This window comes from Gillisia limnaea DSM 15749 (genome assembly GCF_000243235.1).
GTDB lineage: Bacteria > Bacteroidota > Bacteroidia > Flavobacteriales > Flavobacteriaceae > Gillisia > Gillisia limnaea.
This window is the reverse complement of sequence record NZ_JH594606.1, coordinates 1,069,832-1,090,869: the sequence shown is the minus strand read 5'-3', so window position 1 is coordinate 1,090,869 and position 21,038 is coordinate 1,069,832. Positions and strand designations below refer to the sequence as shown.

The following is a 21,038-nucleotide window of genomic DNA, read 5'->3' as shown; positions in this document are numbered from 1 at the left end:
TTATCATCTTAAATTTAACAAATGTTCAACAGTCATGACAACCTACTATAATCAGAGTGAAATCCTTTTAACAATGAGAGTATTGATGAAGGAGTATTTAAAGGAAAGTTTGAGAAGTAAAGAGCTTTCAGAAGACTTTACAGAACTTATAAAACATAATTTCCTGGCGAAATTTGTTTATTATAATCCCATGGAAAATGCGATTGAAATTGGAGTGGAAGATCCTAATTCAAAAACCGGTTCCTATCCCGAAATAAATATTATTTCGTATCCTTTGGATGGCAAAACTTCCTGGTTAGATGGATCTCTTAAAAAGAACAAAAATGATATGGCTTTTTACGGGCGACTTCTGAATAAAAATAAACTGTTATTCAAGGATGCGGAAGTTATAGTGCTTTAATCCCAACAAAGGTTTAATTTTTCTTGCCCGCGTGTCCAGTTCGGCTGGTATTTCATCGGGAATTCTGGTATTTCTTCTTTTAGTATATCTTGTGGACTTGCCCGCCTTGAATTTCATGTCGGTCCTGCCAGAACCGTTTGGGCGGGAGGCTCTTGATTATTTAAGATGCCTTCTTTATTTTTTTATCAATGTCCTGTAAAATCATTTGGGCGTGGATCCTGGAATTTTCAATAAACCATTTGTGTGTTTCCATTCCTCCGCAAATAACTCCTGCAAGATAAACCCCTGAAACATTGGTCTCCATGGATTCTTTACCATATTCCGGAATATGTTTTTCATCTTGAGAAATATTGATCCCAATATTTTTTAGAAAACCAAAATTTGGCCTGTAGCCTGTAAGCAATAAAACAAAATCATTTTCAAGGATTTTTTCGCCTTCCGGAGTTTTGAGAATGACGGAAGTTTCTTTTATTTCAGCTATTTCTGCTTCAAAATAAGCCTTTATACTGCCTTCTTCAATGCGGTTGATAATATCCGGGCGAACCCAGTATTTTACACGCTGTCCAATTTCCGGAGTTCTTACAATCATAGTAACATCTCCACCTTTTCTGTAAATTTCCAGGGCTGCGTCTACTGCAGAATTGCTTGCTCCAACTACGATGGTCTTTTGTTTAGCGTAGAAATGCGGATCATTGTAATAATGATTTACTTTTGGCAAATCTTCCCCCGGGATGCCAAGATAATTTGGGATATCATAAAATCCGGTGGCGATTATTACTTTTTTGGAGGTGTAAATCCCTTTTGAAGTTTTTATGCTATGAACGGTTTCATCTTCGCTTTCTATTGAAAGTACCTTCTCAAATAAATTAATATTCAAATCATTGGAAACCGCAATCCTTCGATAATATTCCAGCGCTTCAGCCTTTCGTGGTTTAGGATTAATGCTGATAAATGGAATATTGTCCAGCTCAAGTTTTTCTGAAGTTGAAAAAAAGGTCATATTAGAAGGGTAGTGGTAAAGGGAATTCACCAAACAGCCTTTTTCCAGGATAAGGTAAGAGAGATTGTGCTTTTTGGCTTCAAGCCCACAGGCAATTCCTATGGGGCCACTACCAATAATTATTATATCGTACGTTTTATTAGGAATTTGCAATATTTTTAAGTCCTTTAATTGTTTCTATCTGGTTTTTTGCTTTGAAGACGTGACTCCCTGCAACCAATACATCTGCGCCTGCTTCTACAAGCCTGGCAGCATTTTTATCGGTCACACCTCCGTCGATTTCGATAAGGGTATCAGCGTTATTTGCAATGATGATTTCCTTTAGACGCTGAACCTTGTTGTAGGTGTGTTCAATAAAACTTTGTCCACCAAAACCTGGGTTTACGCTCATTACACAAACTAAGTCGATATCTTTTATCACATCTTTCAACAAATCTACATTCGTATGCGGATTTATAGCAACTCCAGCTTTCATTCCTTCAGCTTTTATCGCCTGAAGGGTTCGGTGCAGATGTGGGCAGGCCTCATAATGCACGGTGAGAATATTAGCTCCCAAATCGGCAAATTCCTTGATGTATCTATCTGGATCAACGATCATTAAGTGAACATCGATGGTTTTTTTAGCATGTTTGGCAATTGCCTTTAGAACCGGCATTCCAAATGAAATATTTGGCACAAAAACACCATCCATGATATCGATATGAAACCAGTCGGCTTCACTGTTATTGATCATTTCCAGGTCGCGTTGAAGATTGGCAAAATCGGCAGCCAGAACCGAAGGGGCAATAAGTTTTGAATTCATTATTTTTGTAAGTTTTCACAAAAATACAAATTCAAATTATCAAAATAAGTGCAGTGCACATTAAATACCTTCTGTAAATTTATTCAAGATATATTTAACCGAAGTTTGTATGGCAGGGTTTAAAGATTTGATTTGAGAAAAGTAGGAATGAAGATCTTTATGTTGAAAGCGAGCGTCTAACGAAATGAAATCTACTTGGTAAGTATCAAATTTTACATGGGGTACTTCTTTTTCAAAGATTTTTATAATATCATAATGTCTTTTATCATTTTTGATATTTGAAAAAAGTTTTTTTAGAACCTCTTTATCACCTTCTAAAACCTGAAAAAAATTTCCTTGTGAGTAGAGTAAAATTCCACTTATATCGTGATCATTATTCCAACTTTTGCTGTAATCCAATGCGTTTTGGATATCATTCTCGGTAACATCTTTATCTACGGTGCTCACGTAGCTTATGGCGTAACTCATTGTTTAAATATTGCTTGGCTTTCAAAAGTAAAAAAAATTAAGAATTGTTGAGCCATTTTTTAATTTCTATAAGATAAAAACATAAAAAAAGTCAGTCGGCTTCACTGTTATTGCTCATTTCCAGGTCGCGTTGAAGATTGGCAAAATCGGCAGCCAGAACCGAAGGGGGCATGAAGTTTTATGCTCATAACTCGGGAATAAATATTTCAGGCACAAAAATAAGAAGAAAAAAAGGTTTTACCTTTTTAAGTAATGATAAATGCCTTCAACATATTTTTAACTGCTTTTTGAGTAGCATCATCCAGCACTTCAATCTGCTCCAGGTATGTTCTAAATTTTTTGGGATCATAATGTGCATTTGAATAAATAAAATCAGACTTAAAACCATCATAGGCTTCTTTGTGAATTTCCTTTCCAGATATCTGTATTATATTATGATGTCTGGGATCTTGTTTAATAGATTCAAATAAGTCTTTAGTAACAGTTTCCTCTCCCTCTATTATCTGAAAAAAGTTTCCTTCCGAATAAAGGAGAAGACCAGTGAGGCCATGACTGTTGTTCCATATAACACTTTCCTTTAGCATAGTTTTAATTTCCGGTTCTTTTAAATCTTTGGAAGCGGTACTAACATAAATAATGGCATATCTCATGTAGATTTGTTTCTTAATTAAAGTTTCATAATAATTTGCCTTGTCAAATTATTGTAATTTTCCATTAAATAGTAATAATGATATACTAAAATTTTCAAAAAATGGAATAGAGATTTCAGGTCACAAAAAAAACCCGGTTATCACTCCGGGGTTCATTCATCAATCAAAAAACTAACAGTTATCCGCTAAGTATCGGGACTATATACTGTTGTCACCCTCAATGGGAAATTAACCAGATAAGTCGATATCTTTTATCACGTGATGGCTTAGAGAACAGGCATCGAATAATATATTGGAAAAAAAAATACCATCCATAATATCTATATGAAACCAGTCGGCTTCAATTTTGTTGATCAATTCTACATCGCGCCTAAGGTTTCCAAGATGACCAGCAAGGACAGTTGGGGCAATTTATTTAGTAGACATAATGAGAATTATATTTTCAAGGCAAAAATTATATGAATTAATCTATTACGAGTTTTAATGAAAACGCTGAGAATATTTCACACGGTTTGCTAAATTGGCGGGGCCAATCCTTTTGCCTGGTCAAGGTAATCGTGAAGAGGACTCTCTTTACGTTTTTTATCATTTGTAATTGTATCAGATAAATAACCGTCATAGGCAACCTGCTCGATTTCCCTTCCCAGAACCAGGATGATATTATGATGCCTGGAGTCCCTTTCTATTTTCCCAAATAGATCCAAGATATAATTTTTTATCTCCCTCCATTACCTGGAGAAATTTTCCTGCAGATTATAATAGAACCCCGCGGACATCATGATTATTATTTCTTTTAGCTGAATTTTCAAGCGGCTTTTTCACCTCTTTTTTCTTTAACCCTTCAGCAACTGTGCTTACATAACAAATAGCACAGCTCATTTTTATCAAATTAACCGTTGAAATGGTCTTTTAAGACCGCTTTTGCGGCATTGTAGCCACACATCCCATGAACACCGCCGCCAGGTGGGGTAGAGGAAGAACATATATAAATTTTCGGATCTGGTGTTGAGTAAGGGGAGATGCTTATAATGGGCCGGGTAAATAACTGAGTGATATCCTGCCTTCCACCATTGATATCACCTCCTATAAGATTAGGATTCCATTGCTGTAATTGAACGGTGTTCATAGTTGATCGGGCAAGAATGGTGTCTTTAAATCCTGGAGCGGCACGTTCAATCTGGTTTTCTATGATCTGGGAAAAATCCTTTATACTACCATTTGGAACGTGGCAATAAGCCCAGGCGGTGTGTTTTCCTACAGGAGCACGTGTTGGGTCAAATATGCTGTGTTGTGCAACCAAAACGTAAGGAGTATCTGTCATTTTTTTATGGTGTATATGGCCCTCAGATTCCTCTATTTCTTCACAGGAAAAACCTATATGTACAGTTCCAGATCTACGGCATTCTGCGCTGGTAAAGGGTATAGGTTCACTAAGGGCCCAATCCATTTTAAAAACCCCGGCACCATATTTATATGAGGCCATTCTTTTCCTGTATAAAGAGGGAAAATTGGTGCCTTTAATCTTTAAAAGTTGTTTTGGTGTTACGTCAAATAAATAAGCTTTGGCCCGCGGAAGTTCTTCTACGTGTTTCACGAGAACATTTAGATACAATTCCCCACCCAGGGACTTGTAAAAGGAGACAAGACTGTTGGTAAAGTTTTTGGCGCCGCCCTCTGGAAATGGCCAGCCATAGCGGTGTGCCATGGTGGTAAGAACCAGCCCAAAGGAGGCAGAGGCCAGATTGGTTAGAGGTAATGTAGAATGCGCAGCCGAACCATAAAAAAAGATTTTGGATCTTTCATTTTTGAAAAAATGATTTACCAGCATCTTTGCAGAAGGTAAAGCCTTTAATCCGAATTTTAAAAAATCAATGGGATTCTCTGGAATTCCCAAAGGCCCTAATAGATCCTTATCTATTTTATCCCAATTATTCACCAGAGGCTGAAAGATTTTCAAATAGGAATCTCTGTCTTTCCCCAGTTGATCTGCAGTTTTATCAAGATCCTTGTAGCAGGCAACCCCAGTCCCATCTTTTAAAGGATGTGCGTAGGGAATATCAGGATAGATCCATTTAAGACCGTAGTTATTTAAAGGAAGATCCCTGAAGAATGGAGAAGCAACGCCCATTGGCAATATTGCAGACCCCACATCGTGTTGATACCCTGGAAGGGTTAATTGTTCTGTCCTGGTAGCACCTCCAGGTTCAGATGCCTGCTCATAAACAGCGGTTCTCAATCCTTTTTGCTGGAGGTGGATAGCAGCTGCGAGTCCATTTGAACCGCTTCCAACGATTATTGCATCATAATCTTCTGGCATTATGGTAATTCTTTTAGGTCAAGAGTTTTGAGATAGTCTTTAAAGACAATGGAGCCGCGGGATTCACCAATCATATCGTTCGTGGTGATATACGTGTAATAATCCAACTTATCTCCCGTACCTCCACTTAAAAAATTGGGAATCATTGCGCCAATATCTGCAACTGTTTTTGGTACTTTAATAATTGTTGCACCAAATCGTTCCTTCACCATTTCTGCCATTTCAAGTCTTGTATGGATTTTAGGACCACCTATCTCAATAATTTTCGGACCCTTCTTAGCATAAGAAACTACAACTTCAGCCATATCTTTATGGTGAATACTATTTGTTTTTGCATCCCCATCTCCAACTATAGGAAGTACTTTACGTTTTGCCATGATAGCCAAATCGTTGAGGCCAGAGTAAAACCCTACTGGTCTTAGGATCGTATAATCCAAACCAGAGGAAATGAGTTCTTCTTCAAACATTTTATGAGCTTTGGTAATGTTGAAATCCTTGCCGGAATCGACGCCTTTTATAGATACATAAACGAAGCGCTTTACACCATTCATTACTGCATCATCGAGAATGGTTTTGTTTGCAGCATAATCTGTTTCATAAAAGGAATCTACTGAGGGGGAAAAAAGGCTTATACTTTTTCCCAGGGAAGAGATCACCGTAGAAACTCCCTTTGTGATATTTTTAATTTCAGGGGATTTGGTAGAGGCATCCACTTTCCATATATCGTTTGAATAAGGAGCTAATTTTGAAACTCCCTCAGAGGAATTGGTAAGAACCCTCAAAGGGACTTCCAGCTGTTTGAGAAGTTTCACTATTTCTAAGCCCAACGCCCCTGAAGCCCCAATCACTAAAATTTTTTCCTGATCTTCCATTTATTTCCGCATTTTAAAGCTTTGAAATTTAATCAGAAAATAAAGATTACAAGGTGCAGGTCAATAGATTAACACAACTTTAATGGTGTGAAAGCAGGAGGAAAGCTTGTGAAAACCGATCATGAAAAAACCCCGGTCATCACTCCGGGGTTCATTCATCAATCAAAAAACGAACAGTTATTATTATCCCAGTCATCACAAAGGGACTAAACTGTTGTCATCTTATATATTATCCTAAGTAAGTCTTCAAGATCTTGCTTCTGGAAGTATGTTTTAATCTTCTTATAGCTTTTTCCTTGATTTGGCGAACACGTTCCCTGGTAAGGTCAAAAGTCTCGCCAATTTCTTCTAACGTCATTGGATGTTGATCTCCCAGTCCAAAGTAAAGACGAATAACATCTGCTTCACGTGGTGTAAGGGTTTCCAAAGCACGTTCGATCTCTGTTCTTAAAGATTCGTGCAGCAATTCCCTGTCTGGGTTTGGCGACTCGCCAGAACGTAAAACGTCATATAGATTTGAATCTTCCCCTTCAACCAACGGCGCATCCATAGATACGTGACGCCCGGAGTTTTTCATGGACTCCTTCACATCATTGATGGTCATGTCAAGTTCTTTAGCGATCTCTTCTGCACTTGGCGGACGTTCGTGAGATTGCTCAAGAAAAGCAAATGTTTTATTGATCTTGTTAATAGAACCAATTTTGTTCAATGGTAAACGCACAATTCGGGATTGCTCGGCAAGTGCCTGCAAAATAGATTGACGTATCCACCAAACGGCGTAGGATATAAATTTAAAACCACGGGTTTCATCAAAACGCTTTGCAGCTTTAATCAATCCTAAGTTTCCTTCGTTAATAAGATCGGGAAGTGTTAATCCCTGATTTTGATATTGCTTTGCAACAGAAACCACAAAACGTAAATTTGCTTTAGTCAATTTCTCCAAAGCACGGTCATCACCCGCTTTAATTTTTTGTGCTAATTCCACCTCTTCATCGGCGGTAATTAGGTCCACTTTACCAATTTCTTGCAAATACTTATCTAGCGAAGCGGTTTCACGATTTGTAACCTGCTTCGTAATTTTAAGTTGTCTCATCTATCTTCTCCCTGGATTTTTAATTATGAATAGCTCTTGTATTTAATTATACGTAGAGAGTTAGTAAAATGTTACAATTCCTTTGATTTAATTTTTTTGGAGATTTATTTTCGGCGTTCCGGACTTTTTGGTTTTTGTCGTATATCCCAGCGCGATCAGGTATCTATGATGTTAACTTGCACATTACAGGTAGTTCTTTGAAATTTTTAAATTACAAAAATAAAAGGTTCTATTTTTGGATTCATAAAAAAAATCCCCTGAAAGTTTTTCTCAGGGGATTTTTAAAATTATAGGAGATAGAAACTAGTCGTTTCTGTTTTCTCTTGGTTTTCTATCGTCACGACCTCTGTCATCACGACCTCTATTGTCTCTTGATCCACGATTATCACGACCTCTGTCATTCCGGTCATCACGTGGTGGTCTCGCAACATATCCTTCCGGCTTTGGAAGCAATGCTTTTCTGGAAACTTTTTGCTTACGTGTTTTAGGATCAATTCCAAAGTATTTCACTTCAAATACATCTCCCATATTCACCACATCGCTTACGTTTTCAGTACGTTCCCATGCTAATTCAGATACGTGAAGTAGGACCTCATTACCCGGAGCGACAAGGAATTCTACTACTGCGCCAAAATCAAGCATTTTTATAACCTTCACTTCATAGGTCTCACCAACTGCCGGCTTGAACATTAAAGATTCAATTCTTGCCAATACGCTGTCAATACCTTCCTGACTTGTGCCAAGGATTTCAACAACACCTTTTTCGTCTACTTCGTTTATAACGATCGTACATCCAGATGTTTTTTGCATTTCCTGGATCACTTTTCCTCCTGGTCCAATAAGGGCACCAATGAATTCCTGCGGAATTATTTTGGTAACAATTTTTGGAGCATGAGCTTTTACGTCCTCGTTAGGAGCAGAAATGGTTTTAGTTAATTCTTCTAGAATGTGTAATCTTCCTGCACGTGCTTGTTTTAGGGCTTTAACCAGGATTTCGTATGGTAAACCTTTTACTTTAATATCCATCTGGCAGGCGGTAATACCATCTTCCGTTCCGGTTACTTTAAAGTCCATATCTCCCAAGTGATCTTCATCACCTAAAATGTCTGAAAGTACTGCGTGACGATCTCCGTCAGAGATCAGTCCCATTGCAATCCCGGAAACCGGTTTTTTCATTTTAATACCTGCATCCATCATCGCCATTGTTCCGGCACAAACAGTAGCCATAGAAGAAGATCCATTAGATTCCAATACTTCAGAAACAATTCTAATAGTATATGGGCAATCTGCAGGAACCATTCCTTTTAAAGCTCGTTGCGCTAGGTTTCCGTGACCAATTTCTCTTCGGGAAGTTCCTCTTAAAGGATATGCTTCTCCGGTACAAAATGGAGGGAAGTTATAATGTAAATAGAAAGTCTCCTCCCCCTGATGGGTTGGCATATCTATCATATTTGCCTCTCTGGAAGTTCCTAAAGTAACAGTTGCCAATGCCTGAGTTTCCCCACGGGTGAATATTGCCGATCCATGAACAGATGGCAAATAGTCGATTTCACACCAAATTGGGCGAATCTCGTCTGTTTTCCGTCCGTCTAAACGTGTTCCTTCAGCAAGAGTTAATTCCCTTACCGCTTCTTTTTCTACTTTATTGTAATAAGTCTTGATAAGACCTGAATTTTCTTCCAGTTCTTCTTCGCTAAAGGAGGCCAAAACCTCTTCCTTAACTCCGGAAAAACCTTCGCTTCTTTCTTTCTTACCGTGTCCACCTTTTGCGATATCATATACTTTTTGATATGCAATTTCTCTAACCCTGGCTGCAATAGTTTCATCGCTTTTTGCGGCAGCATATTCTCTTACCGGTTTTTTTCCGAAAGCTTCTGCCAATCGCAATTGAGCTTCAATTTGAATCTTGATGGCTTCGTGAGCAAATTTAATGGCATCTGCCATTTCTTCTTCTGAAATTTCATCCATCTCACCTTCTACCATCATTACAGAATCTGCAGAAGCACCAATAATCATATCAATATCCGACTCTAATAACTGGCTTCGGCTTGGGTTTATGATAAATTCACCGTTTACCCTACCTACACGAGCTTCAGAAATAGCACATTCAAAAGGAACATCAGATAATTGAATAGCTGCAGATGCGGCTAAACCGGCCAATGCGTCCGGCATCACTTCTTCGTCATGAGACATTAGCTGAATCATTACCTGAGTTTCAGTCTTATAATCTGATGGGAATAATGGACGCAATACACGGTCTACAATTCTCATAGTCAAAACTTCACCATCACTTGGTCTGGCTTCCCTTTTAAAGAAACCACCAGGATAACGTCCTGCTGCTGCAAATTTCTCTCTGTAATCTACTGTTAATGGAAAGAAATCCATTGTGCTCTCTTTATAAGAAGAAACAACGGTACAAAGCAATACTGCATTTCCCATTCTAAGCTCTACAGAGCCATGGGCTTGTTTTGCTAATTTTCCGGTTTCGAGCGAGATGCTTCTTCCATCTCCTAAGTCGATAACCTCTTTAAATGTTTTTGGAATCATAAATTTTTTTTTCAATTCTAATATGTAAAGTTACATACTACGTTAAACAATGGTCTCCCTTTGAATAATCCATCGGGACTTGCTGTGTTGTGCAGTGGTTGTAGCAGACCAATGAAAACTACTCTTAGCAAAGGCCGGAGCGTTAATCCCTCATTGAGGATTTAACCCGCCTGACCGTCGGGCAGGTTCCCCGTCCCGAGCTATCGGGATGCCCGAAATGAATTTCATTCAGGCGGGCTTGCCTCGAGGTTCTTGATTATTTTAAGTCTAAAAAAGGAACTAATTTCCCTCTAATATATGAAAAAAGGGGCGTTAGAGCCCCTTTATAATTTATTTTCTTAATCCTAATTCCTTAACGATTGCACGATATCTCATAATATCTTTCTTCATTAAATAGTCGAGTAAACTTCTTCTTTTACCTACCAGCATTACCAATGAACGTTCTGTATTATAGTCTTTTCTGTTGGTTTTCAAGTGACCTGAAAGATGAGAGATACGTTGGGTGAAAAGGGCAATTTGGCCTTCTGCAGATCCGGTATCATTCGTACCTTTTCCATGTTTTGCGAAAAGATCTTGCTTTTCTTCTTTAGTTAAATACATTCCAATATTAATTTTAATGATTTTTATGTATGAACAGATTTTCTGTCAAGCGGCAAAGATACTATATTATTATTAAAATTTATTCTGAAATTTAATTTTAATCCCTCATTGAGGGTTTAATCCACCTGACCGTCGGGCAGGTTCCCCGTCCCGATAGCTATCGGGCTTGCCCGAGGTTCTTGATTAAGATTGCTGCAGGTTTCAGGTTTACTACTTTTCTTATCTAATTGGTTGATTAAGAATGAGGTCTAAATAATGATTGATCTTGTCTTTAAGCTCTGATCTTGGAGTAATAAAATCCAAGAAACCGTGTTCTTTTAAAAATTCTGAAGTCTGGAAATCCTTTGGAAGATCCTGTCCGGTGGTATCTTTAACAACCCGTGGTCCTGCAAACCCAATCAAAGCTCCGGGTTCTGCAATATTGATATCGCCCAACATGGCAAAAGAAGCGGTAGTTCCTCCGGTGGTAGGATCTGTGCTTAGTGAAATATATGGGATTTTGGCATCATCCAATTGACCAAGTTTTGCTGAAGTTTTTGCAAGCTGCATAAGCGAGAGTGCAGCTTCCATCATTCTTGCTCCTCCCGATTTTGATATGATAAGGAGCGGAATATTATTTTTCAGGGAGTAATCGGCGGCACGGGCAATTTTTTCACCTACTACAGAACCCATGGATCCTCCTATGAATTTAAAATCCATACAAGCAATTACAAGATCCTTTCCTTTGGATTTTCCAACGGCTGTTCGAACCGCATCTGTAAGTCCTGTTTTTTTCTGAGCCGCTATTAAACGATCGCTATATTTTGTTGTGTCCTCGAAGTTTAAAGGATCCTTGGAGGAAATGTCTTTATCAAGCTCTCTAAATTTGTTGTCGTCAAAAAGAATCTTAAAATATTCCGTACTCCCAATTCTAACATGATAACCGTCTTCCGGGCTAACATAAAAATTTTTTTCCAGCTGTTCGGCATCTACAATCTTACCAGTAGGAGATTTGTACCATAAACCTTTAGGTACATCTTTTTTATCTTCGGTAGGGGTTTGGATGCCCTTTTGTGTTCTTTTAAACCAGGCCATATAGTATGTTTTTCAGAGTTTTAGGTCCAAGCTGCAGCGCGTACTTTAGCTTGAATCTGAGGATTTATTTAAAAAGATAGCTGCTGAAGCATAGTCCTTTCAGCAGATATCGATTTTATTTTAAAGAGTATTGATATTATTAAGGTCTTCAAAAGCTTTCTTAAGACGTGCTTTGAAGGTTAATTCACCTTCCCTTAACCAAACGCGGGGATCGTAATATTTTTTGTTGGGTACATCACTACCTTCAGCATTTCCAATTTGTGATTTCACGTAGTCTTTTTTGTCTCCCATGTAATCTCTAATACCTTCAAGGAATGCATACTGAAGATCTGTATCGATATTCATTTTTATTACTCCGTAGCTTATTCCTTCACGTATCTCTTCAACTGTAGATCCGCTACCTCCGTGAAATACGAAATCGATGTGATTTTCTTTAAGTCCGTGTTTTTTAGAAACAAATTCCTGAGAATTTTTTAGGATTATTGGAGTAAGTTTTACATTTCCGGGTTTATAAACCCCGTGAACGTTTCCAAAGGCAGCCGCAATGGTAAATTGATCGCTAACTTTGCTTAATTCCTCGTATGCGTAAGCAACTTCTTCGGGTTGCGTATAAAGTTTAGAATCATCTACATCGGTATTGTCAACGCCATCTTCTTCTCCACCGGTGATCCCTAATTCTATCTCCAGGGTCATCCCCATTTTGCTCATGCGCTCAAGATATTTTTTACAGATATCCATATTTTCCTCCAGAGATTCTTCAGATAGATCTATCATGTGAGAACTATACAAGGGTATTCCATGTTCTTTATAATATTTTTCACCTGCATCCAAAAGTCCGTCGATCCAGGGTAACAATTTTTTAGCACAATGGTCGGTATGGAGAATTACAGTAGCACCATATAGTTTTGCGAGTTCATGAATATGTTTTGCTCCTGCAACGCCACCGGCGATTGCAGCTTGTTGATTTTCATTCGATAAGCCTTTTCCTGCATTAAACTGAGCCCCACCATTTGAAAACTGAATTATAACCGGAGAGTTTAATTCTGCAGCCGTTTCAAGTACAGCATTTATTGTATTTGATCCTATTACATTCACTGCCGGCAGTGCAAAACCCTTCTTTTTTGCATATGCAAAAATTTCCTGTACTTCTTTCCCTGTAGCTACCCCAGGCTTAATATTGTGACTCATAATAAATGTTTTTCAAATTAGGTTTACAAAAATAAGAAAATAAGTTCGGTTAAAACGGATAATTGATACCTACGTTATATACAGCGTTTGCGAAGTTGTAGTTTTCAAACCACCTTTCCTCCATAGGTAGTGAAGGATCATAGGTTTTGAAACCAGCATCAAAACGCAGCACAAAAAAATTAAAATCATAGCGCAATCCTATACCGGAACCTATCGCGATATCTTTTAAATCTGCAAAGGAAGTAAAGGTGGCGGCTTCATCTTCCACAATGTCCAAGACATTCCAAATATTCCCGGCGTCTATAAAGATTGCGGAGTTTAAGGCACCAATTAAATTAAAGCGGTATTCTGCATTAAATGCCAGTTTCATATTGGCTTCGTTAAATTCATTTCGGCCTCCACTGCTTCCCGGGCCAAGATCATACGCTTGCCAAGCTCTGTTGTCATTAGGTCCACCTGCAAAAAAGCTACGAATAAAAGGGATGCTGTTTGCATTTCCGTAAGGTATAGCAGCTCCGCCAAATGCCCTAACGGCGAATATATTTTTGTTTCCCCAATCCCAATGCTTTATATAATCGAGTTCCGTTTTAATATATTGAGAATAATTCACTCCAAAAATGTTATAATTTCCCTGTTCATTTTTTTTCAGACCGGCTAAACTGGATATCGCTGCAAGAAAATTTCCTGCCGCCTCTACTTTAAACCTGAAACGGGAAAAATCATCATCGTATAAATTTTCTTTATTATTTATAAGGTACGTGAAATTGGATGCGAAAATTAGGTTGTTTTCGGTTAACCGGTTTTTTCGTTCACTAATGTTGTTTACCTCCTGGGATTGGTTTGGAGATAATCCTGAAGTTTGAGGATCTCCGGTAGTTACATCCCTTATAAAATTTTCAGCTCCTCCTGGTATTATAAGTCTTCCTTCCTCATCCAGATAGGTTGGGCTTGTTACCACTTCCGGAGATTGTACGATCTCATTTAAATTAGAATAGGAGTTCCGGTAAACATTGAAGTAATTATCTGTGTTCAAATTGCGCACATATTGAACATTCAATAAGTCAACTCGTTTGGAAATGGTTCTAGAGGGTGTCCATCTGTAATTCAGGATCGTATTCAGGTTTTGCTTGTCGAGACCTATGTTGTTCTGGGCGCTTACTCCCAGGCTTAGAGAGGTAAAGGGCGACATGTATTTTGGGATAAATTTCTCGGTATTAAATGGAAGAAATATCCTTGGAAAAGTAAGTTTTATATCGGCTCCAAGTTCAGAAATATTAAAAAACCGGTCTTTTGAACTTCCGCGTGCAGCGTCTGAGGAAGAACCTACACTTCCCCTTCCTGAGATTTCGAAATTTTCGGCTCCTCTAAAAACATTTCGAATTAATAAGGATCCACCAAATCCTACTCCAAATTCCTGAATATTACTTTGAGAAATATCAAAATCAAAACCGAGGGAATATTTTTGTTGAGGTGTCAAAAATATGTTTGCTACAAGATCTGTACTTGTGCTATCGGCAGGATCCGGGGTGTATTCTATACTTGGGTATTTAAAGACGCGCAGGGAACTCATACGGTTATAAGTTCTCGTTCTGTCGGTATCCTTAAAAATTTCTCCCGGCCTTATAAAAATTGCATCGGTAATAGCACGGGGTTTGTACTCCAATTCAGCAAAGCTATAGATGTTATAGCCATTGTATTGAACACTGTCTGTAACCGGTTTATATCTGTTTTCAAAAGTATAATCGGTGAAAACATTCACCTGGCTTATTTTATGAATCTTAAAGGGAACCCTGGCAGTAGTATCGCCTTGTTCAACCTGTCGGTTATTGACGATTACGGTGGTGTTTACTTTGTAATTCGTATCTATAGTATCTGCCTCAAAACTGATATATTCCTGATCAAAATAATAGACACCATTATTCCGGAATATGCGTGTGAGTCTGTCCCGCTCTGCATTATAATCCAGGGTTCTGTACTGAATTCCACTTTGAATAATCGATTCATGTTTATAAGCATCGTAAAGGGAGTCTATTACCAGGGAAGGAATGCGCTTTCGAATGGAATCTACTATATAGGGAGTATGGGTAGTAACAAAATAATCTACTTCACCTTTTTTATTTTCCAGCGGCTTTATTTCATAATTTGTTTCTGCATTAAACCAACCATTATTGAAGTACCAGGATTTTAAACGGTTTACAGATTTTTTGGTGAGTTCGTCATCTATAATTACGGGCGCTTCTCCTGCTTTTTTAATCCCTTCATTTATATTTACGTAGGATTGGCCTAATTTTTCTACCTGCTTTCTGGAATAAATATTGTTCAATCGCTGCTCCCTGTTTGGTTTTTTTTGCAGCCACTTTTGAAATGTTGAGTCGGGGTTGGGTTTTGCCAGGTTATAAAAATGCAATCTAATGGGGACTCCAAGCAGTTTGGCGTTAGGTTCCTGATATAACTGATTGTAAATACGAGCTTCTTTTAATTTCTCCCCATTCACAAAAATAGTATTCTCCTTAAGAAGTAATTCATCGCTTTGAACCCGCTTTATCGCATTACAAGAGATAAATAGTATAATGGTTAAAATAATAAACGATATTTTTGCGAGGAGGTGTTTCAATAAGAGTCAATTAAGAATTCAAAAATACATTATTTGCATGGTTAGCAAAAGCCAAATTAAGTTAATAACAAGTCTTGAGCAAAAAAAAAGCCGAACAAAAAACAGGCTATTTATTGTAGAAGGAATCAAGGGGATTTCAGAAATTTTGGCTTCAAATTATACGCTGGATTCTTTATATACCACCAAAGAGATTTTTGATGTTCCGGCTTCAAAAGCCCACCTGATCAATGAAGCCGATTTAAAGAAAATAAGCCGGTTGAAAACTCCTCAAACTGCCATTGCATTATTTGAAATTCCCGAAGTAAAATCACCCGATTTAAATGGGTTAATCATTGCTTTAGATGGAGTGCGGGACCCGGGAAATTTAGGAACGATCATTAGGTTATGTGACTGGTTTGGAGTGAAGACTCTTCTATGTTCAAAAGATACCGTAGATAGTTATAACCCAAAAGTTGTACAGGCCAGTATGGGAAGTATCACCCGCGTACAAGTTGTTTATTTGGATTTATCGCCTGTTATCAAAAATAATCCTGGAATACCGGTAATGGGAACTTTTTTGGAGGGGGAAAATCTATATGAAGCCAAATTTCCTTCAAACGGGATCCTTGTTTTGGGAAATGAGGCAAATGGGATTTCTAAAGAAGTCGAACAACTGGTTCCCAAAAAGTTGACCATTCCTCAATTTGGCGATTCCCAAAACACAGAGAGCTTGAATGTAGCAATGGCAACAGCTGTTTTTTTAGGAGAATTCAGGCGAAGGGAGAATTATTGAAAAGTGAAGTTTAAAAATACACCTCTTGATGTCATGTTTTCCACATTTCCCAGGTCGCTAGGTCCTTCCACAAGCTCATTGTTCAGGCCAAAGACGCCACGTAAAGAAGGTGAAAGTTTGAAGTAATAAAAATATAAATCAACTCCAACACCTACTTCATAGTTATACGTATTTGTCCTAATTCTTGTTATTGCCTCAGGATTGTTTTCGTTGCTCGATAAATTTATAGAAGTTGAAACCCCGCCAACTACAAAAGGTTTGATATTATTAAACCTGTTTGCTGAAAATTTTAACAAAAGAGGAAAGTGAACATAGGTGGAATTGATTTGGTCTATTTCCTGAGTATAGGTAGCCCTTAGCAGTCTGTTATTAAAACTTACACCAGGTTCAAATCGAATATCGAGGTTATTGGTCAGTTTTAAATTCCCAACTAGACCCACATTAAAGCCTATACTTGTCTCTATAATTAAATCATTTGCAGATGGAGAACCGGGTGTAAAATTTTTATAATCAAAATCGAAATCATACGTGTTGAAGCCCAGAAAATACCCATAAGACCATCTTTTCTGGTCAAAATTTGGATTGTTTAACATTCTATCCCCTGAAAATAATTGAGCATTACCTTGAAAATAACAAAACAGAAACCCTGTAAGTAGTAAGAATTTTTTCATATTAATTTTTAGATGCGGTATAAATGGTAGCTACTCCAAATGTTTGAGGCTTATCTTCTACATCTATAAACCCAATTTTCCTTAAAATATTGTTGAATTTTTCCCCGTAAGGGAAAGCCGCTGCACTTTCACTTAAATAAGAATAAGCAACCTTGTCTTTAGAGAACAACTTTCCTATAATGGGGAGTATAACTTTGCTATGAAAATTATATCCTTGCTTGAACGGGAATTTTGCAGGTACCGAGGTCTCTAAAACCACAAAAATTCCATTGGGTTTCAAGACTCTAAATATTTCTGCAAGTCCTTTTTCAAGGGTTTCAAAATTACGCACGCCAAAAGCTACGGTGATAGCATCAAAAGTATTGTTTTCGTAGGGTAAGGCCTCGGAATCTGCCTGCACCATTTTAATTTTTTCAGAAAGTTTCTCTTCAGCGATCTTTTTTCTGCCTACGGCGAGCATTCCTTCAGAAATATCAAGGCCTATGATTTCTGAAGCACTTGTTTTAGCAAGACTTATGGCAAGATCTCCGGTGCCCGTGGCAATATCCAAAACCTTTTCCGGTTTAGTGGCTTCTACCAGGGCGATCACTTTTTTTCTCCACTTTACATCAATTCCAAAGGAAATTACCCGGTTGAGTCCATCATAATTTTCTGAAATAGTATCAAACATTTTTTCCACCTGCGCTTTTTTATTCAGCTTGGAATCTTTGTATGGAGTGATTTTTTCTTTCATTTTACAAATTTGGTTCAAAGATAAGTGATATGTAATTACTGACTTTATAAGTTTCAGACTTTATTGTGAAACTTAAATAAAACCAAGTCTTATGGTTCATACTTTCTTTTAGATTAATTCCCGGTTTAATAGGAATTTTGTTGTTGCTATAAATAAGTCCCAAATTGCAATAAAAAATCTTTAAAAAGATAGCGTTTCAATTTATATGCCGGGGAATTAATGGATTGTATATTTTACTGTACCTTTGATATCTCGAAAAATCTTATCGCGTGATATGAAGATAATAATTGCCGGTGCCGGTGAAGTAGGCTTTCATCTTGCAAAATTACTTTCCTATGAATCACAGGATATTACCCTCATAGATAATAACAGGGATAATCTTGTATATGCTGATACTCATCTTGATATCAGAACCATTAAGGGGGATGCAACTTCAATCTCTATTTTGAAGGAGGCTAATGTAAAACATGTGGATTTGGTAATTGGTGTAACTTCCAGCGAGTCTACAAACATAACTGTTTGTGTTCTTGCAAAACAACTTGGAGCTAAAAGAACGATCGCCCGGATCTCAAATACCGAATTTTTAGAAAATAAAGAAGAACTTGGTTTTGTGAAGTTTGGAATTGATGAATTGATCTCTCCAGAGGCTCTTGCTGCCGCAGAAATTGCTTTATTGCTTAATCAATCTGCATTTAGTGATAGTTACGAGTTTGAAAATGGTGCTTTGATCATGATAGGACTTGACCTTTCCAGAACTGCTATGTTTGTAGGAAAAACCGTAAAGGAAGCTGCCGCCATATTTCCAAAGTTAAACTTTGTTCCTATTGCCATTCAGCGGTTTGGAACTCAATATACACTTATACCAAGAGGTGATACTCAGTTTAAAGAAGGAGACCAGGTTTATTTTGTCACAACACGTGACGGAGTAGAGGTATTATATAAACTTACGGGAAAAGTAAAACATTCCATAAAAAACATAATGATCCTTGGTGGGAGTAAAATTGGAAGAAAAACCGCACGGGATCTAAGCAGGAACAATTTTAATGTAAAACTTATAGAAAGTGACAGGGAAAAGGCTTTTGATCTTGCCGATGAACTTCCGCAGGTTTTGGTGATAAATAGTGATGGAAGAAATGTGGAACTTCTGGAGGAAGAGAATATTCATGACATGGATGCTTTTATTGCCGTTACCGGAAATTCAGAAACAAATATTATGACTTGTTTGGTAGCCAAATCCAAAAGCGTGAAAAAAACGATTGCCCTGGTAGAAAATATGGACTATTTTCAGTTAAGCCATTCTATTGGGATCGATACCCTCATCAATAAGAAATTACTTGCTGCAAATAATATTTTTAGATATATACGAAAAGGGGAAGTGGTCGCGATGACCAAATTAAACAACATGAATGCAGAATTATTGGAATTCATTGTAAAAGCTTCTTCCCAGGTTTGTGATAAAAAAATTAAAGATATTGATTTCCCCCGTTCAGCCATAATTGGAGGAATAATAAGAAATGGAGAAGGCTTGATAGCGCTGGGAGATTTTTATATAAAAGCAGGAGATAGAATTGTGGTATGCTGTTTACCAAGGTCTATAAACAAGGTGGAAAAGCTCTTTTTGTAATGCCTAAATTAAACTATAAGGTTATTCTCCATATTATGGGATTGCTCCTTTTATTTAATGGAGGCTTTATGCTTATTGCTGTTTTTGTAAGCTGGTATTATGATGATGGAATAGCCTTACAAATTTCTTCCGCCGCACTAATCACTTGTTTTATTGGAATAGTATTAATGTTTTTCACCAGGGGACGTGGTAAAGAACTTAAAAAGCGAGAGGGTTATATAATTGTGACCTTTGGCTGGATTTTTATGGCTTTAAGTGGAACACTCCCTTATATATTAAGCGAAACCATCCCCAATTTTACCAATGCCTTTTTTGAAACCATGTCTGGCTACACAACAACCGGGGCAACTATTTTAAATGATATTGAATCTATTCCCAAAGGGATTTTATTTTGGAGAAGTCTTACGCATTGGATTGGGGGGATGGGGATCATTGTTTTAGCCGTTGCTATACTCCCTCTTTTAGGAATTGGAGGGATGCAGTTGTTTTCTGCTGAATCTCCCGGACCAAGTGCCGATAAGTTAAAACCACGAATTACAGATACAGCAAAACGCCTATGGCTAATCTATTTCTCCTACACCATCGCTGAAACTGTTTTGCTGAAGGTAGCTGGAATGAGCTTTTTTGATGCTATCAACCATTCTTTAAGTACGCTTTCTACCGGCGGTTTTTCAACAAAAAATGCCAGTCTCGCCTATTGGAATGATCAACCTGTTATCCAGTATATTGTTATTCTTTTTATGTTTCTTGCTGGCTCAAATTTTGTGATAAGCTATTTTGCTTTTAAAGGAAAAATTCAGAAGGTGATTCACGATGATGAATTTAAATGGTATTTTGTATTTATTATAGGATTTACAGCTGTAGCTGCAACTATAATATATTTTCAGGCAGATTTGTCACTTTCCTCTATCGCACATCCTATGGTGTGGGGAGAAGGAGAAAGCGCATTCAGGCACGCACTTTTCCAGGTTTTAGCAATTGTAACAACAACAGGTTTTGTTAGTGCAGATTACACGTTATGGACTCCCTTTCTAACAGTATTCTTTTTCGGATTAATGTTTCTTGGGGGCTCTGCAGGATCTACAGCAGGAGGGATTAAGGTGATGCGCCACCTGATTTTAATTCGCAATGGGATAACCGAATTTAAAAGAACCCTGCATCCAAATGCAATTTTGCCGATACGCTATAACGGTAGAGCGATTAAAAAGGAAATCGTATTTAATATTCTGGGCTTTTTTATTCTATATATGTTGTCTTTTATTATTGGAGCCCTGGTTTTTGCGTTTATGGGAGTTGATTTCATGACCTCTATTGGAGGAGCGGCATCTTCTTTAGGTAATGTAGGACCTGCATTAGGAAGTTTGGGACCTATTTATAATTATGATGTATTACCGCCTGCAGCAAAATGGTGGTCGGCATTTTTGATGCTTATAGGAAGGTTGGAACTGTTTACTGTTTTGATCTTACTTACCCCATTCTTTTGGAGGAACAGATAGCACATTTTTAATCCCTCATTGGGGTGGTGGTTTAACCCGCCTGACCGTCGGACAGGTTCCCGTCCCGTAGCTATTGGGATGCCCCGAATTTTTGAAAAGATTTCCTTCTGGTAGAAA

The 21,038-nt window shown here is 37.8% G+C and carries 20 protein-coding genes and 1 pseudogene; 4 read left to right on the top strand and 17 right to left on the bottom strand.

Features of this window, described 5'->3' with window-relative positions; translation table 11 throughout:
- The first annotated feature begins 34 nt into the window (after positions 1-34).
- On the top strand, positions 35-400 hold the full coding sequence (locus GILLI_RS06595; RefSeq protein ID WP_006988331.1) for a hypothetical protein: 366 nt from the start codon (positions 35-37) through the stop codon (positions 398-400).
- 160 nt (positions 401-560) lie between these two features.
- On the opposite strand, the gene GILLI_RS06590 is transcribed toward GILLI_RS06595, so the two are convergent.
- From GILLI_RS06590 to tamL, 15 genes and pseudogenes are all read right to left on the bottom strand, one after another.
- Positions 561-1,553: a YpdA family putative bacillithiol disulfide reductase gene (locus tag GILLI_RS06590; RefSeq protein ID WP_006988330.1), complete on the bottom strand. Its 993-nt coding sequence runs from the start codon at positions 1,551-1,553 to the stop codon at positions 561-563.
- Positions 1,540-2,202, bottom strand: a complete 663-nt coding sequence (gene rpe / locus GILLI_RS06585; protein WP_006988329.1) for a ribulose-phosphate 3-epimerase — start codon at positions 2,200-2,202, stop codon at positions 1,540-1,542. Before rpe ends, GILLI_RS06590 begins: the two co-directional genes overlap by 14 nt.
- A 60-nt stretch (positions 2,203-2,262) precedes the next feature.
- A complete protein-coding gene (locus tag GILLI_RS06580; protein ID WP_006988328.1) occupies positions 2,263-2,670 on the bottom strand; it encodes a BLUF domain-containing protein in 408 nt (135 codons plus the stop codon).
- Between the two features lie 94 nt (positions 2,671-2,764).
- Positions 2,765-2,842, bottom strand: a pseudogene (locus GILLI_RS18860) (ribulose-phosphate 3-epimerase); the annotation flags it as partial.
- 73 nt (positions 2,843-2,915) lie between these two features.
- On the bottom strand, positions 2,916-3,320 hold the full coding sequence (locus GILLI_RS06575; RefSeq protein WP_006988327.1) for a BLUF domain-containing protein: 405 nt from the start codon (positions 3,318-3,320) through the stop codon (positions 2,916-2,918).
- Positions 3,321-3,548: 228 nt separating this feature from the next.
- Positions 3,549-3,677: a hypothetical protein gene (locus GILLI_RS19220; RefSeq protein WP_415830530.1), complete on the bottom strand. Its 129-nt coding sequence runs from the start codon at positions 3,675-3,677 to the stop codon at positions 3,549-3,551.
- A 158-nt stretch (positions 3,678-3,835) separates the two neighbouring features.
- Positions 3,836-4,024 (bottom strand): BLUF domain-containing protein, encoded by a 189-nt coding sequence (locus tag GILLI_RS06570; RefSeq protein ID WP_006988326.1) that lies wholly within the window; start codon positions 4,022-4,024, stop codon positions 3,836-3,838.
- 185 nt (positions 4,025-4,209) lie between these two features.
- Positions 4,210-5,637 (bottom strand): phytoene desaturase family protein, encoded by a 1,428-nt coding sequence (locus GILLI_RS06565; protein WP_006988325.1) that lies wholly within the window; start codon positions 5,635-5,637, stop codon positions 4,210-4,212.
- The gene (locus GILLI_RS06560; RefSeq protein WP_006988324.1) at positions 5,637-6,509 is read right to left on the bottom strand and encodes an SDR family oxidoreductase; all 873 of its coding nucleotides are present in this window, start codon (positions 6,507-6,509) and stop codon (positions 5,637-5,639) included. Before GILLI_RS06560 ends, GILLI_RS06565 begins: the two co-directional genes overlap by 1 nt.
- A 229-nt stretch (positions 6,510-6,738) precedes the next feature.
- Complete coding sequence (locus GILLI_RS06555) at positions 6,739-7,602, bottom strand: sigma-70 family RNA polymerase sigma factor (protein WP_006988323.1); 864 nt, start codon at positions 7,600-7,602, stop codon at positions 6,739-6,741.
- Positions 7,603-7,905: 303 nt separating this feature from the next.
- On the bottom strand, positions 7,906-10,149 hold the full coding sequence (locus tag GILLI_RS06550; RefSeq protein ID WP_006988322.1) for a polyribonucleotide nucleotidyltransferase: 2,244 nt from the start codon (positions 10,147-10,149) through the stop codon (positions 7,906-7,908).
- Positions 10,150-10,479: 330 nt separating this feature from the next.
- The gene (gene rpsO / locus GILLI_RS06545; RefSeq protein ID WP_006988321.1) at positions 10,480-10,749 is read right to left on the bottom strand and encodes a 30S ribosomal protein S15; all 270 of its coding nucleotides are present in this window, start codon (positions 10,747-10,749) and stop codon (positions 10,480-10,482) included.
- Positions 10,750-10,968: 219 nt separating this feature from the next.
- Positions 10,969-11,823: an acetyl-CoA carboxylase, carboxyltransferase subunit beta gene (gene accD, locus GILLI_RS06540; RefSeq protein ID WP_006988320.1), complete on the bottom strand. Its 855-nt coding sequence runs from the start codon at positions 11,821-11,823 to the stop codon at positions 10,969-10,971.
- A 120-nt stretch (positions 11,824-11,943) separates the two neighbouring features.
- Positions 11,944-13,011 (bottom strand): class II fructose-bisphosphate aldolase, encoded by a 1,068-nt coding sequence (gene fbaA, locus GILLI_RS06535; protein WP_006988319.1) that lies wholly within the window; start codon positions 13,009-13,011, stop codon positions 11,944-11,946.
- 49 nt (positions 13,012-13,060) lie between these two features.
- On the bottom strand, positions 13,061-15,625 hold the full coding sequence (gene tamL, locus GILLI_RS06530) for a translocation and assembly module lipoprotein TamL (protein WP_006988318.1): 2,565 nt from the start codon (positions 15,623-15,625) through the stop codon (positions 13,061-13,063).
- A gap of 37 nt (positions 15,626-15,662) precedes the next feature.
- On the opposite strand from tamL, the gene GILLI_RS06525 reads away from it, so the two are divergent.
- The gene (locus GILLI_RS06525) at positions 15,663-16,397 is read left to right on the top strand and encodes a TrmH family RNA methyltransferase (RefSeq protein WP_006988317.1); all 735 of its coding nucleotides are present in this window, start codon (positions 15,663-15,665) and stop codon (positions 16,395-16,397) included.
- Here the strand turns inward: GILLI_RS06525 and porT are convergent.
- On the bottom strand, positions 16,391-17,068 hold the full coding sequence (gene porT / locus GILLI_RS06520) for a type IX secretion/gliding motility protein PorT/SprT (protein ID WP_006988316.1): 678 nt from the start codon (positions 17,066-17,068) through the stop codon (positions 16,391-16,393). The two genes, GILLI_RS06525 and porT, sit on opposite strands and share 7 nt — an antisense overlap.
- 1 nt (position 17,069) lies before the next feature.
- Positions 17,070-17,801: a bifunctional demethylmenaquinone methyltransferase/2-methoxy-6-polyprenyl-1,4-benzoquinol methylase UbiE gene (gene ubiE / locus GILLI_RS06515; protein WP_006988315.1), complete on the bottom strand. Its 732-nt coding sequence runs from the start codon at positions 17,799-17,801 to the stop codon at positions 17,070-17,072.
- Between the two features lie 274 nt (positions 17,802-18,075).
- Between ubiE and trkA the strand changes: the two genes are divergently transcribed.
- The gene (gene trkA / locus GILLI_RS06510) at positions 18,076-19,425 is read left to right on the top strand and encodes a Trk system potassium transporter TrkA (RefSeq protein WP_006988314.1); all 1,350 of its coding nucleotides are present in this window, start codon (positions 18,076-18,078) and stop codon (positions 19,423-19,425) included.
- Positions 19,425-20,921 (top strand): TrkH family potassium uptake protein, encoded by a 1,497-nt coding sequence (locus tag GILLI_RS06505; protein WP_040506874.1) that lies wholly within the window; start codon positions 19,425-19,427, stop codon positions 20,919-20,921. The genes trkA and GILLI_RS06505 overlap by 1 nt, the downstream gene beginning before the upstream one ends.
- Positions 20,922-21,038 lie beyond the last annotated feature (117 nt).

Coding starts and splice junctions, on each gene's coding strand:
- GILLI_RS06525 (WP_006988317.1), top strand. CDS start 15,663: ATGGTTAGCAAAAGCCAAATTAAGTTAATAACAAGTCTTGAGCAAAAA.
- fbaA (WP_006988319.1), bottom strand. CDS start 13,011: ATGAGTCACAATATTAAGCCTGGGGTAGCTACAGGGAAAGAAGTACAG.
- GILLI_RS06505 (WP_040506874.1), top strand. CDS start 19,425: ATGCCTAAATTAAACTATAAGGTTATTCTCCATATTATGGGATTGCTC.
- porT (WP_006988316.1), bottom strand. CDS start 17,068: ATGAAAAAATTCTTACTACTTACAGGGTTTCTGTTTTGTTATTTTCAA.
- GILLI_RS06555 (WP_006988323.1), bottom strand. CDS start 7,602: ATGAGACAACTTAAAATTACGAAGCAGGTTACAAATCGTGAAACCGCT.
- GILLI_RS06580 (WP_006988328.1), bottom strand. CDS start 2,670: ATGAGTTACGCCATAAGCTACGTGAGCACCGTAGATAAAGATGTTACC.
- GILLI_RS06595 (WP_006988331.1), top strand. CDS start 35: ATGACAACCTACTATAATCAGAGTGAAATCCTTTTAACAATGAGAGTA.
- GILLI_RS06550 (WP_006988322.1), bottom strand. CDS start 10,149: ATGATTCCAAAAACATTTAAAGAGGTTATCGACTTAGGAGATGGAAGA.
- GILLI_RS06560 (WP_006988324.1), bottom strand. CDS start 6,509: ATGGAAGATCAGGAAAAAATTTTAGTGATTGGGGCTTCAGGGGCGTTG.
- GILLI_RS06565 (WP_006988325.1), bottom strand. CDS start 5,637: ATGCCAGAAGATTATGATGCAATAATCGTTGGAAGCGGTTCAAATGGA.
- accD (WP_006988320.1), bottom strand. CDS start 11,823: ATGGCCTGGTTTAAAAGAACACAAAAGGGCATCCAAACCCCTACCGAA.
- GILLI_RS06575 (WP_006988327.1), bottom strand. CDS start 3,320: ATGAGATATGCCATTATTTATGTTAGTACCGCTTCCAAAGATTTAAAA.
- ubiE (WP_006988315.1), bottom strand. CDS start 17,801: ATGAAAGAAAAAATCACTCCATACAAAGATTCCAAGCTGAATAAAAAA.
- trkA (WP_006988314.1), top strand. CDS start 18,076: ATGAAGATAATAATTGCCGGTGCCGGTGAAGTAGGCTTTCATCTTGCA.
- rpsO (WP_006988321.1), bottom strand. CDS start 10,749: ATGTATTTAACTAAAGAAGAAAAGCAAGATCTTTTCGCAAAACATGGA.
- rpe (WP_006988329.1), bottom strand. CDS start 2,202: ATGAATTCAAAACTTATTGCCCCTTCGGTTCTGGCTGCCGATTTTGCC.